The sequence below is a fragment of the Bordetella muralis genome (assembly GCF_965139205.1).
Lineage (GTDB): Bacteria > Pseudomonadota > Gammaproteobacteria > Burkholderiales > Burkholderiaceae_B > Bordetella_A > Bordetella_A muralis.
In genome coordinates this window covers 39238-52181 of record NZ_CBCSIU010000012.1, presented here as the reverse complement: position 1 = coordinate 52181, position 12944 = coordinate 39238, and the positions used below count along the sequence as shown (strand labels likewise).

Sequence of the window (12944 nt, the reverse complement as noted above, 5' to 3'; positions counted from 1 at the left end):
GGCTTACGCTGTTTAACGCAACTAGCCTAGCCCAAATCGAGCACGGATTTCATCGCCGCAGTTGCGCCCATTCAACGAATAGCGGTCTCCTATTTCGGCGCATTCCTCAGCTATTGATAGAGCGAAAGCCATCAGATCCGTTGGTTCAATATCTTCAATACCAGCTGCCTCTGCAAAAGCTGACAGATCTTCCGCACTTAAGCCGAATTGATCAGAATCCCGCGTTCTATCATCATTCTTTTCCATCGTCGTGTCCTTGGTAGGAATCTACGGCGTTGTTCAAAGGAGCGCAGCTTAAACGCTCCCATGAAGGTTTTTTATACTTGCAGTGTACGAGTTTAGGCCAAAAATAAGGGCTATGGTTAGATCCCCCGCAACTTCTATTTTGCCTCTAACGCCGCCACGCGAGATGCCAGATCGTCCTGCGCTGCCACGACGCCGCGCATGATAAATGCACCAAGCTCGTCCCAGCGGAACGAATACACATCACCAGCAGGGCGGGCAGGGCGTACGACAGTAGCTTCTCCTGTCTCGTCATCGGTGTATTTCACCTCAGGCTCAGCCTCATATTCGTCATAGCATATTGCCCCGTAAGCATATGGGTCCAGGTCATGAGATCGAAACACTTCGATCGCACGTTGAACTGTCATACCAAAATGACGGCGGGCGTCGGATCCCTTGTCTGCGACCTGTTTGAGCCACTTGTACCAGCCAATCTCACGCGCTAACGCCTGGGCGCAGACGATTTCTGCGGATGAGAGTGGGGTGACTTCCGTCTTTAGTCGCGCATCAGATGTATTGATAGCACCTGTGGCCGCATATACCTCAGACCAGCGATAAGCGGCGGAACCTAGTTGCCGACTATTGTCGACGCCAGGGCGAAAGCCTCCTCCCGTTATACGAGCAATTTCAAATACTTCGTCCGTCGCGATGGTCGAAGCATCGGTTACCAGAAAAGCGATCCCGGTCTGGCTGGCATTGGCACCGTTCTGTACTGAGGCAATCGCTGCTTTACGGCGCTCTACACCGATACCTCGAAACGAGATCGAGCCGCCATAGTTCCCCTGTCCGGTAGTACCCGCACAACGCAGCGCCAATGTTCCCAGAGAGCCTCCGCCATTACCAGGTACAAAATTGTTTGCATCAAGAACCGCCACGCGATTCACTAGCCCCGGATTCTGTGTGGCATCTTTTGCCAGCAGACTTATACTGACGCCGGGCGTGTTATTCACGTTGTTGATGTAGGCATTGCTGGTTCTGGCTACCCCGTTGACTGAGATGGGGCCTGTAAGTGCAGAGGGCACGTCCACGGTGAGGGTGTTGCTCGCGGGCGCATCGATGTCCACACCAGAGACGTGAATGTTTCCGATGCCGATATCGTTGCTGTCGCGGACATTGATGCAGCTGCCAACCGAATTTCGGAGAGTGAAGCCGTTAAAGTAGATGTTGTGGCAAGGGACCGGAGTCGAGATCCCGGTTTCCTTGTCGACGACGAGTTGAGTCGTGATGTCAGTCCCGTGCTCTGCCGGGGTATCAACATAAAATCCATTGATGTAGACATTCGAACATCCGGCTATTACGGCACCAACGTTGCATGATTGATCTTTCAACGTCTTCATGACTCGATAACCGGACACGAGTACATCAACGCATTGTTCGAGCCGCAACCCGTCTTCATTCGGGCCCGTCCTGTTGCCGGAGGCGCAGTCGTTGACAACGATGCCATGGATGTTTAGCGCGTGGTATCCCCTGATCTTAATGCCACATCGACCCGTGTTTTCCAAGGTTATGTTGCTTATCCTCACTCCACGTGGTTGTGCGGCCGGGTTTGAGAAATAGATGCCATGTTCTCCGGACTCTTTGATGTAGATGTCTGAAATACTGCACCCGTTTCCGGGGGCGCCACCGATGGCGTTATAGCCTGGGTCTTGTTTGGCCGTGGGGGATTTTCCGACAAATGAACCTGAATGGATTCGGGCATTGGTCACGCTCGCAAAGATGATGCCCTTTCCGTAGGATGTGATCTTGAATCCGTCTATTTCCACATTATCAGGGACGAAATTAGGGTGATAAATCCTGACAGGAAGCTCCCAGTTATGGATTTGTAGGTTGCGTAGGCGAACGTTATTGCGGAATGCCCAGATGCATGCGTCTTGGTTGTCGCCCCCGAGCGGCTGCTGGTCTGCGCTACTGATAGTGAGTCCATCGGCGGAAGCACCCTCTCCGAACGATGCAAACCGCTGAATTACAAATCCAGTGGGAACATGCAGGGCCAGGTTTAGGACACGTGTATAGTTGCCGAAGCTGAACTGAGTAGTGTCACTTGAATCAGAGCGCGCATAGGTAATCGTTGAACCGTTACCGTAAAGGGTCACACCTGCAGGTAGAGGTACGAGCCGTTGCGTAACTAGATAGTTTTTACCTTGCTCAAGCCACAAAGGACGGGGTGTGCCAGCTAGGACGGCATAGGCAGCTTGAAACGCTGCGGTGTCGTCCGTAACGCCGTCACCTACTGCGCCAAAGGCTTCGATTCGTAAGGGGGTGCTGCTCAATTGGGCAAACACCGTGTCATCCGGCGATGAACCTGTGCCGCCATAATATCCAACCAATGCAGCACCCTTCGTTGGGTCGGTTGCGTTAGCGAGGTCGCCGCGTAGTGCATCGTCTGCCATGGAAATCTCCTAGCTTTCAGTCGTTGTAGACATGGGAATCAGGATACGAACATCCGAGATGATTGGGCCCATTGCCTGCCCGTGCTGCTGACAGATATCAGGGGGAGTGAGTGTGGAGCCTGAAGCCGCGTGATTAAACGCCGCGTTTAGGCGAATCGCGGGTGGGTTGTTCGCGACAGCGAGGGCTCGGGGGCCATCGTTCCTCGGGACAATTATTTGAGAGCGTCTACCAGAGTCAGGTCCGTAGCGTTCGCAAGATCACTTCGCAACTCATCGTCGGCCATTGAAGCCTCCCGGTTATGGTGTGTCGTGGATTGGATAGTCAGTAATTGGGCAGATTTGAGATGATGTCATTGCGGCTGCCCCTCTTTGCGAGTAGAGGAGATAGCCGACATTTCTCTTCATCGATACTCGGTCAGGTCACGCGGATTTTGATAATGCTACCTGTGCGGTACAGACTGCCAACTGCTAACCCGCCAGCGCTTGCTGCAGCATCGTCGGCATACTCAGGAATGCCGTTCGGAATACGCCATGTCTCACTGGCGTGGGCGTATAAGAGCTTAGCGTTGGCCTGAGATTGGAGAACGATATCTCCGGTTGACCGCATAGTTAAGGCGTTAGCGGTCCTGCTTCCTCCAGGCATAGGGAAGCAGAGTGTCGAATCCCACCGGGAATTGGCAGCGTTCCAAACAGGGTTTGGCAAGTCGCGCATATCCAGGACACGCGGGAATAAGGTCTCGTTGGTGGAGTTTATTCGGGCCTGAATATTGGCAAGGCCAGATGTTCGATTCGGCCCGCCCATAATGTTTATCTCGTTACGAGCCGCAGATCCATTGTTAGAGAACAGCCACAGACCGCTGTTGTCGTAGCGGGAGATATTGAATTGTTGATCTGGAGAGCTGCTATAGATAGCGTTAGCATCAGCTGGTGTGTCGTGAATTACCAAGTCATATGTACACCGTGTATTGAACCCCGCAATTGCCAGAGCACCACTTGTCCCAGAGCCGCACCCAACCATGGTGATGGACGCATAAGTCCCACTGGCCTTGTTTGTGCTCATGGCCGCACCGCAGTTATACGCCGTTCCGGTAATTCTGGAGTTCTTGGCGCCAATGCCAACACCGCTGCTGCTATCGTCTGATAGGACAACGGCAATCCGGCAATTTGTGGCGATGAAATCAATGATGGAACAATTGATGCAATTGTTTTTCAGGTCGAATGTATAGGCAGTGTCGTCAGAGGTCCCGGTGTTGTTCTTCGCTGTCGGCCGAATCATCATGGAGTCGGAGAGGTTCGCAAACAGGAACGATGAGCTAGCAACTCCTGCTCCATCGGTGCCGCAATCGATGATGAGGTTATTGCTGCAGTCTGCAGCAGAGTCTCGGTTATTGTTGTACCAGAGGAGAGCAAACCCCCGTGTGTCTGTAAAAATTAGTTTATCGGCAACACAGTTTTTAGGACTTGCGAATGAGATACCCTGCCCATCCGTCGCGGCAGCATTGCCTGTTAACCCAAGCTGTCCGCCCTCAATCCTGAAGTCGCGAAGCTCTACGCCGTTGGGATTGGCACCGTTGATTAAATTTGTAGTGCCCCCGTATCTACGAAATCGTAGAACGCCACCATCTCCGATGAAGCGAATGCCTTTCGCATTGGAGCCAAATGACAATGCATTTTCGCCGAATATGTAGATCGAGTCGGTACCTGGGCAATATATGGTCAGGCCTCCCTTTGTCTTGCCCAGATTCAAGGCAGCCTGGAATGCTGCCCAATCTAGCTCATCAGTCAATGCGGTGGCATGTGGATAGACTTGCTGGGCAAGCGCTAGACTCGCGAATATGGTTGACAGAGGACGACTAACACCATCACCGATAGCTCCGAAATCAAGAACGCTAACTCGTTCAAGGAGTTTGTCGGCGGTCGTACGTCCGGTTGAGCCGTTGAGTGGGGGAATATATCCCACTAATGCTGCGCCCTTAGTTGGGTCACTGGCGTTTGCGAGATCACTGCGTAGATTGTCATCTGCCATTTTTCAATCTCCCAATTTGCGGCCGCTGTCGTGGGGCGGTTAATTATTGCGCTGAAAAAAAGATCTTGAGGTGACTTTACGGTGACGCTGTCGTTACTGGGAAGCTGAAGGACTGGGCAGTTAAGGGATCGCAACTGATCCCACATGCCCGCATGCTTCTTTCATCGAACGGTTATATACCGCGGAGTGAAGTTAAGGCAAACTACTACAAGAATTGGCTCACTGTCCGACGGGGTCGTTTTGCCTTGTTAAATGGGCTTCGCGACCTCTATAGCGTCAAGATACATTAGGAGAGCTCAAATGGCGGACGATGCATTACGAGGTGACCTTGCCAACGTTTCCGACGCTGCAAAAGGCGCGGCCCTGGTAGGGTATTTGTCATCAGGGCAGGGGGCCATTGGAAATACGGTTTCCGACAAGCTCAACGAGTGTGTCTCCGTTCTGGATTTTGGTGCGCGTCCGAATAATGCTCTTGATCCTGTATCCGTTTGGCTGAGCGGCACGGAGCCTCGTTTTGCCTCGTTTGCGGATTTACAGACTGCATATCCCCATGTGACGTCGCTCACATAGAGTGTCAACTGGGCCGCCTTCCAAGCGGCGGCGAACTATTTCAATCAGCGTGGCGGGTATGGCGAAATCATCATTCCTGCTGGTCGCGATGGATATCTCTATCACTTGGACGACGAGGTGGTCATCCAAGTTAGTGGGGTTACCGTGCGTGGCACAGGCGGGAAAATCATTACGAGATTTCCAAACACCAGCCAAAAAGCTTTTTTCGATTTGAGTCTCCAGTCGCTCCCGGTCAATGGTATGAGGTGACTGCTGTTCCAGCACCATCCAACATTTTTAATGAAGGTCGCCGTACGCTGACAACGGCGGTAGCGACGTCTTTTCAGCCAGGCGACCAAGTTGAGATTCTCTCATCCAACTACTTTAGTGGAATAGCAGGGCAGTCGGGATACGCTATCAAGCCGAAAGGTGAGCACAATGTCATTCAGTCCGTGTCGGGCAATACGGTGATTTTGAGTGAGTACTTAAAAGACACGTACGTAATAGGAGACGGTGAAACCTTAAGGATCAGAAAGGTAACGCGCATCACCGATTGCGCTATTGCCGGATTGAAGGGCAAAGGGAGTGGTGTCACGCCTGAGCATCAAGCCCAGAATGCCTATGGTGTTCGTTTTTTTATGCAAACTAGTTGATAGATTATCCGTCTGCGATAACGATGGCGAGGGATTTAGCCGATTTTTTGGCCAAGCGAGCAACTGCCTGAACGTCATAGGGCATAACAACAGGATGCATGGATGGAATTTGGCTCTCGAGGGAGATAGGCCAGCGGGAACAGTTTGGTTTACTGGCATCAATCTATCAGGATGTGAATCCGTTTCCATTCGAGGCAACACTGCTACCAACATGCGTCGTCCGTGCGATATGGATAGTGCTTTCGAGGCTGGAGTAGGGTACACCATACCGACGCGTTCTATCACCATTGAAGGCAATACGTCGGTACGCTGTCAGAACGTGATTGGCGGACATTTTGCCGTCGACATCACGATCATAGGAAATACCGGGGTCGGTTGTGTACATGGCATCGGTTCACGTGGCTACAACGTGACCATCATCGGGAATACCGTCGGTCGAGTGTATGGCACGGTCATTGGCGTCGGGCAGGCCCCGGACGATATGACGTACACAGAGAGCCCAACCGCCGGGAGAGTGACGATCATCGGCAATCGCGGTTCCGGGGCAAACGGCGTGTCTGTCAGCGCTCAATTTGATTCGATGCTTATTAAAGATAATACCTTTTCTGATATCTATGAGTACGCAGTCGGCTTCCATTCAAAAGTGATTCGAAATGCGCTCATTACTGGCAACGTGTTCAATTCGAATACTAATGTGTCAAACGCGCAACTGGGTATTGTCCAGTACAATCCGTTCGCGGATGCCACCAAAAAAATCCGCGGGCTAGTGATTGCAGACAATGTCTTAAACGGTTTCCCGAAGGCCGTCATAATATCTGGCTGCGCTAAAGAAACGCCCGCTGAAGACGTCATCATCGAACGAAACCACTTCAACGATACGGTGAATCAGGATATTGAGCTTGGCTCGAGTCAGGCCGGCGAGGGTGGATGGTTTGGGCGGAACGTACGTATTGTTCGCAACTACTTATCCAAGTCGACCTTTTCAAGTGGAATTCACATCAGTCGAAAGGCTTTCGACAGCAGTCTGAGATTCGCCATCGAGCCTCGACTAGAAGAGAACATAGCTCGCCGAGATAATGACAGCGATATTACGCTGGCAGGATTTATTCAGCCAACGACCATAGGGTTTTCTGATGCGACGTATTCACGCGGCGCACGCTTACGTGAATATGGTCCGTCTGCTGGTGGAGTAGTCGAACAGGTGTGCGTGACGGCGGGCACTATTGGAACAGTGGTGGGTACGACAGGGTCTATTTCCGCAGGTACCAATCAACTGACTCTGAGCAATCAGGCCTTATCGATTGGAAACTATATTTCCATTGCAGGGGCAGGTGCCAATGGCGGGGTAATGAGTACCCGTGTTCTTGCGACGACAGGAAGTGTTGTAACCGTCGCCAATAATGCGCTTACATCGGTCACTGGCGGAGTTGTGTCATTCGTCCCGCCTGTGTTTAAGGCCGCGGGAACGCTCGCGACCTGACTGAACGGCGGCTGCGTGAGGTCAATTCAACGAGACAAGGCATTTCTTCAGAGCCGACTCGTGTCCACATATAGAGAACATGAGTCGGGTCATTTCATGGCAGACTTTCTGCATCAAAGCGTGTTCGTAGCTACGATGGATATGTCTAGTTCAGTAGTCATATAGGGTTTACAGATAGTGCGCCGTTTGCAATTGTCACTCTGTATTTGTTCCCGTTCGCATCTGGCATGATCAGTCCACCTCCGACGTATGTCAGCTCCAGGAAACCATCGTATCGGAACGTGCCAATTTTTCGCATGGCGCTGGTTGGGGTTTGATCCCCTCCAGCCCATACGCTCAGGCCGGTGTAGGGAGCAAAGGTAGAAATTTGCTCCATCGCGACGGCTGCGCCTCGTCTTGTGCTTCCAGGGCGCGCGAACTCTAATGCTGAGCCGAAACTGCCCGGTCCAGCCACGCTATCAGGTGAGGTTAATACCGTGGTCATACTGGACTCTGGGACATTGCCGGGATCAAATACGGGGGTTCCTGTAGCTCTGTACGACGCGATTCTGCCTGTGACGTGACCTTCATAAATCCTAGCGCCAACCCTTACACGCACTTGTACGTCATCTGTTTCCAAGAAATATCGCTGCGCCGCTCCGCCTCTTGCACATACATCGAGGAAAACGGGTCCATTTAGCTTCGTAGTGCCGTCAGAGGCCCCTTGCGCATAATAGGTATAGCTGCCGGATAACGTGGCGCGGATATACACGTCTCCCACGTTGTATGAAGTCTTTTGAATCTGGATGGCGGCTGTGGCACTGCATTGCGCTGATCCGTCTAGAATTTGAAGCCCAGTCACATCGCCAGGGCCATCGCCTTCGTCAACAAACCGAACGAACTCTCCGCAATTGTCGATGCTTATGTGATTTATCCGAACGTTTTCAGTGCCATTGAGCTGTACGGCACAAGTCAAGAGGCTGGTTTCTATACATCTATGTGAGCCGTACCCAAAAGAGATGTCTTGGCATCCCGATAGTCGAATGAATTCTCGATTGCGCCCCGCTGTGTTGTAGCCGGCATCCTCGCTAATTAAAGTGTCTACGTGTCCCCGGCGCGTAGGGAATGTATTTCCGGGATTGATTTTAAAGGAGCAGCCTCCGGTTCGCTTGGTTCTTACATCCCCAAAGAACCAATCTGTTGACTCTCTGTCTATGTCGCCGCCAAATCGGATAGCGTGTTCTCCCGAGTCTGCTATGGATGCACGAGGTATTCTGAATCTCTGGCATCCGTTGATCAGCACTCCGTTGTGCGCCGGTTCAAAGTTAGCGTCAGGCGATTTCCCCGAAAAATCCAATTCCAAGTTCCAATCGTCAGCGGCGTCTATCCGCAATGCTCGAATGTAATTCTGCGCCTTTAGTCGGCCGTTCAGACCTGTCCCTCCCGCTAATACATTTGTGCGATTTTGTACGTGAAATGGACGATCCACATTTACAGCTTCGCAATCTATGTAAGCTGCACTAGGATGTATAAACAGAGTTCCGTCAATAGCAGGAAGGCTACTGATAATTCGACCACCTTTAAGGGACGCACCCACCTGCATCATCATGGAACCGATATTCGTCCGGTCTGTGGTCACCAAAAAGTCTTCCACGCAGGCATGCTCGCCGATGTTGAAAGTGTAAGTCGAGGTATTACCTAACGCCTTGAACTCAGCTCCGTGCCCCTCTAGGATCGCACCTGCCGGGATTACCAAACCATCGAAGCCGTATACCGCGCCTCGCTCAAATCGGGCTGGATATCCAATAGCCGCCATATCAGCAAGATACGCGTTTATCGCTTGAGTCTCATTGCTGCCATTACCCACAATTCCGTAATTGGCAGGAATCGGAACGGTGCGGAAAATTGCGGCCGCCGTGGCGTGTTTATATCCGACCAGTGCCGCACCCTTTGCAGGATCGGTCGCGTTTGCAAGATCACCTCGTAGTGCATCATCAGCCATTTCAGCCTCCCGATAGAACTCGTTGCAGATCCGGATTCGGCCAGTTATAGCACCGAAGCGTGTCAGTTGCGTAACGGGTAATGCGGGGCGTTGGATGGCACAGCTGCCGCATAGAACGGCTAGGAATTGGTTTCTTGGACTGCGTTGGAACGTAATCCCAAATTACGTCACTACACCCTCAAGCAAGCCCTCAGCGCCACCAACGTACCTAATCCCCATGCGCAAATCCGATTTCGCAAACGCAGCCTTACTACCCCCGTACCGAGCCACCCGCTGGTACCACCCCATCGAACAATCCATGATGGAGTTCGGAATCATCTCACCCCTCCGCGCCGCGATGTATATCGCCACCCTGGGCCACGAATCATGCGGATTCACTTACACCCGGGAAATCTGGGGCCCCACAGTGGCGCAACGGCGCTACGAGGGCCGAACTAGCCTAGGCAATACCCACCCCGGCGACGGATTCCGATACCGAGGACGCGGCCTGATCCAGATCACCGGACGCGCGGTGTCGAATGGGCTAGACGTTGACTACATTACCCATCCAGAATGGCTCGAACGCCCTACGGACGCCGCCAGAGGCAGCGGCTGGTGGTGGCTGAACAAGGGTTGCAACGAGATCGCCGATAGCGGCGATTTTTTGCGCCTGTCCATACGAGTCAATGGCAGGACTGCCAGGGGCCTGCCTAACGGATGGAACGATCGGAACCGCAGGTATGCCGCGGCCTGCATGGCACTGGGCGTGTGACGCTGACTGTCATTGGGATGCACAATCATTGCATCAGAAATTCCCCTCTCTGCACGCTGCGGACTTTTGTTAGACAATTGAAGAAAGGTCGGCGTACTGCCAGTTGTTGCATCTGGCACATGTCCCTCACCGGATTCGCAGACGATTTCCAGGAAAGCCCGTATGACGCTCTCGATAGGAATAACGGCAATCCTCGTAGGTATCATCGCCTACGGCATGGGCAAGCTCAGCGTTTACGTCCAACAGGACCACGAGCGCGATCCGGCTTTGCCCCACGACCCTGCGCTGGGCTGGGGGCAGCGTCAGTTCGAGCTGTGGAGCCAGGCTCAGGAAAACGCAGTGACGGCGGAACGCGAATTGGCAAAACTGATCTCGACGCTGTCATTGGCCGGTATCGCTGGCGTGGTTGCATTGGGCGAGTTGAAAATCATCGGCGCCATGGGTGTCCGTGTGTTGATTCTGGGTTTTCTCGCGTCGGTGTTGTGCTGCGTTGCCAATCTGCAAATGCGCCAATCCTGGTTCCACAAACGCGCGCGCCGGATCCAGGAAGCCCTCGATCAGGGGCAACCGGCACATCGTTTGCTGCGTGATGCCGTGGGGCATCGTATCGTTTCTGCGGTGTCGATGATCGGAGCGATCCTGTTTGCCATTGCGTTAGTGTTGACTGCATTGACCGTGGCCGCCGGCAGCACCGATTGCGCGGGTCCGATCGCCAAATACAGCGTGAAGCAGCTGTATTGCAGCGTTCCCGTTCAGGAATTGGCGCGCAAGGACTGATGGCACCTGGCTGGAATCATGGCTGCGGTTGCTAGGCATTTGCAAGAATGCGGTGAATTTCCGACTGGACCTCGCGGTGATTGAAATCGACTAAATCGGTCAAGCTGGCAATTCTTGAAGCAGTTTTTTCAAATAAAACCAGTGAAGCCAATAGCGCTCGACGGCTGTCCGACAGGTCGAAGGAGGCCCAGCACTCTTCTAGCATTGTCTGGATATCCGCATCCATCCATTGTCGCATTCTGGTTCCAAGATACCGGACATCCCGCTTACCGTTATACCTGATGATATGGTCCCATTCGATCATTCGCAGGAGTTCTGCTTTTAGATCGTTGTCACGGAATTTCACCGACCAAGGCTCATTCCTGACGATGGCCTTGGCAGCCATCAACGCTGCTGCGTAGCCCCAGTTCGCACATTCGTTGAACGTTTCTTGCCTCGGAGGCTCAGGTACTTTGCTGGAGAATTGAAAGCCGGACGCATCCCCGTCCTTGTCGAGCAATACCTTGAAAGGCCGATCATACGTTCCACGCTCGTCATTGATACTGACGAGCGTAAAATCGAGCTTTCCGCCGGCATAATAGACAAGCCGCGTCGTTTGGCCGCTGCTGTTCTCCAAGCGCTCAACTGCAAGTACCTTGCCTAGTGTTTCCCACCACGTATCGTCAGTTTCCAGGATTTTAGGATCGCGAACGTGAAGTTCTATGTCGCGATCAGAAAGTGAATGTGCGCCTGATGCCGCAGCTGAGCCCGTGAGGATCACACATCGAATGTTGTCGTTACTCTTGGCCCATGAACTAATTGTCTGCAGTACATGTTCATAATCCATGAACGTGATCTCCAACGATGTGACCGAACGCTTCTACCCCGAAAATCCCACGTTTTGAGGGCCAATTCTACAAAAGTTCTAAGGGAGGTAGGCTTTCGCGCTTTACACCAAGGTCTTCCTGTCAGCTCGTGATGTCGAGCTGTTCTTGTGTGCAAGCATTCATCGGCGCAAGATCTGGACAAGCCATATTGCATCAGCGCCTGCTATTCAAGCTTGATCCCCGCATCCTTCACAACCTTGAGCCATTTCTCAATCTCCGCCTGCAGCGAGCGATTGAATTCCTCTGGCGTACTGCCTACGGTTTCGATGCCGTCTTGAGCGAGGCGTTCCTTTAATGCCGGATCGGCCAGGACCTTGACGATAGCGGCTTGCAGCGTCTGTATGACCGGCTCGGGCGTGCCGCGTGGTGCTAATACGCCATGCCAGGCAGAGGCCTCGTAGCCGGGAACACCCGCCTCGGCCACCGTAGGCACATCAGGCAGCAGCGGCGAGCGGCGCGCACCTGTGACGGCCACGGCCTTTACGTTACCCGCCTGCGCCTGTTTTGAGGCCGATGCAGCGTCGCCGAATGTCATGTCCACGACTCCGCCTACGACATCGAGCAGGGCAGGGCCTGCACCTTTGTAAGGCACAGGAATCAGCGAGATGTCAGCCTGCCGCATGAACAGCTCGACCGCCAGGTGCGCAGAGCTGCCTTGGCCCGCCGTGGATAGCGTCAGCGTACGAGGCTGACGTTTGGCGAGTTCGATCAGTTCTGCGAGGGTGTTGACGGGCAGTTGTTTTTTCACTGCTACGACGTAGGGATAGCTGGTCAACTGCGTGATGGTTGCAAAATCCCGGCGTGCGTCATAGGGCAGTTTGCTATAGACCGAGGGATTGATCGCATTGGGTCCGCTTTGCCCTAACAATAGGGTGTAGCCGTCGGGGGCGGCTTTTGCGACGGCATCTGTGCCTATGATGCCGCCGGCACCGCCACGGTTGTCGATGATGAAGGACTGGCCTAGTTGTTCGCTGACGCCTTTAAATACGAGGCGTGCCACGATGTCCGCACCACCTCCAGCCGCGAAGGGCACGATGACCTTGACCGGGCGGTCGGGGTAGGCCGCCTCGGTCCGGGTGGCGCCGAGTGCGGCGAAACAGATAGCCAGCGTTGGTACGAACGTCTTGAAAATGCTGCGCATGAGATGTCTCCTGTGTTGTTTTTGTAATGTGTTGGCTTATGGCGTGTT

The 12944-nt window shown here is 53.2% G+C and carries 11 protein-coding genes; 5 read left to right on the top strand and 6 right to left on the bottom strand.

Annotated features, from left to right (window positions below; translation table 11 throughout):
• Nucleotides 1-21: 21 nt before the first annotated feature.
• The 3 genes from ACNA0I_RS17255 to ACNA0I_RS17245 form a co-directional block, all read right to left on the bottom strand.
• Nucleotides 22-246, bottom strand: a complete 225-nt coding sequence (locus ACNA0I_RS17255; protein WP_415807233.1) for a hypothetical protein — start codon at nucleotides 244-246, stop codon at nucleotides 22-24.
• 134 nt (nucleotides 247-380) lie between these two features.
• On the bottom strand, nucleotides 381-2672 hold the full coding sequence (locus ACNA0I_RS17250; protein ID WP_415807232.1) for a glycosyl hydrolase family 28-related protein: 2292 nt from the start codon (nucleotides 2670-2672) through the stop codon (nucleotides 381-383).
• A gap of 415 nt (nucleotides 2673-3087) precedes the next feature.
• Nucleotides 3088-4698, bottom strand: coding sequence for a hypothetical protein (locus ACNA0I_RS17245; RefSeq protein ID WP_415807231.1), 1611 nt, complete (start codon nucleotides 4696-4698; stop codon nucleotides 3088-3090).
• Nucleotides 4699-4998: 300 nt separating this feature from the next.
• Here ACNA0I_RS17245 and ACNA0I_RS17240 point away from each other — a divergent pair, with 300 nt between their 5' ends.
• The 3 genes from ACNA0I_RS17240 to ACNA0I_RS17230 all read left to right on the top strand — a co-directional run bounded on the left by ACNA0I_RS17240 (nucleotide 4999) and on the right by ACNA0I_RS17230 (nucleotide 7380).
• Nucleotides 4999-5268, top strand: coding sequence for a hypothetical protein (locus ACNA0I_RS17240; RefSeq protein WP_415807230.1), 270 nt, complete (start codon nucleotides 4999-5001; stop codon nucleotides 5266-5268).
• 245 nt (nucleotides 5269-5513) lie between these two features.
• Nucleotides 5514-5900 (top strand): hypothetical protein, encoded by a 387-nt coding sequence (locus ACNA0I_RS17235; protein WP_415807229.1) that lies wholly within the window; start codon nucleotides 5514-5516, stop codon nucleotides 5898-5900.
• Entirely contained in the window at nucleotides 5869-7380 is a 1512-nt protein-coding gene (locus tag ACNA0I_RS17230; RefSeq protein WP_415807228.1) for a hypothetical protein, read from the top strand. Before ACNA0I_RS17235 ends, ACNA0I_RS17230 begins: the two co-directional genes overlap by 32 nt.
• Nucleotides 7381-7537: 157 nt before the next feature.
• Here the strand turns inward: ACNA0I_RS17230 and ACNA0I_RS17225 are convergent, their stop codons facing one another.
• On the bottom strand, nucleotides 7538-9361 hold the full coding sequence (locus ACNA0I_RS17225; protein ID WP_415807227.1) for a hypothetical protein: 1824 nt from the start codon (nucleotides 9359-9361) through the stop codon (nucleotides 7538-7540).
• Between the two features lie 298 nt (nucleotides 9362-9659).
• On the opposite strand from ACNA0I_RS17225, the gene ACNA0I_RS17220 reads away from it, so the two are divergent.
• Together ACNA0I_RS17220 and ACNA0I_RS17215 are read left to right on the top strand one after the other, a co-directional pair.
• Nucleotides 9660-10112, top strand: a complete 453-nt coding sequence (locus tag ACNA0I_RS17220) for a glycoside hydrolase family 19 protein (RefSeq protein ID WP_415807226.1) — start codon at nucleotides 9660-9662, stop codon at nucleotides 10110-10112.
• A 162-nt stretch (nucleotides 10113-10274) separates the two neighbouring features.
• A complete protein-coding gene (locus ACNA0I_RS17215; protein WP_415807225.1) occupies nucleotides 10275-10889 on the top strand; it encodes a hypothetical protein in 615 nt (204 codons plus the stop codon).
• A 31-nt stretch (nucleotides 10890-10920) separates the two neighbouring features.
• Here ACNA0I_RS17215 and ACNA0I_RS17210 read toward each other — a convergent pair whose 3' ends face one another.
• Nucleotides 10921-11715, bottom strand: a complete 795-nt coding sequence (locus ACNA0I_RS17210) for an aminoglycoside 6-adenylyltransferase (protein ID WP_415807224.1) — start codon at nucleotides 11713-11715, stop codon at nucleotides 10921-10923.
• Nucleotides 11716-11918: 203 nt separating this feature from the next.
• A complete protein-coding gene (locus ACNA0I_RS17205) occupies nucleotides 11919-12896 on the bottom strand; it encodes a Bug family tripartite tricarboxylate transporter substrate binding protein (protein WP_415807223.1) in 978 nt (325 codons plus the stop codon).
• Nucleotides 12897-12944 lie beyond the last annotated feature (48 nt).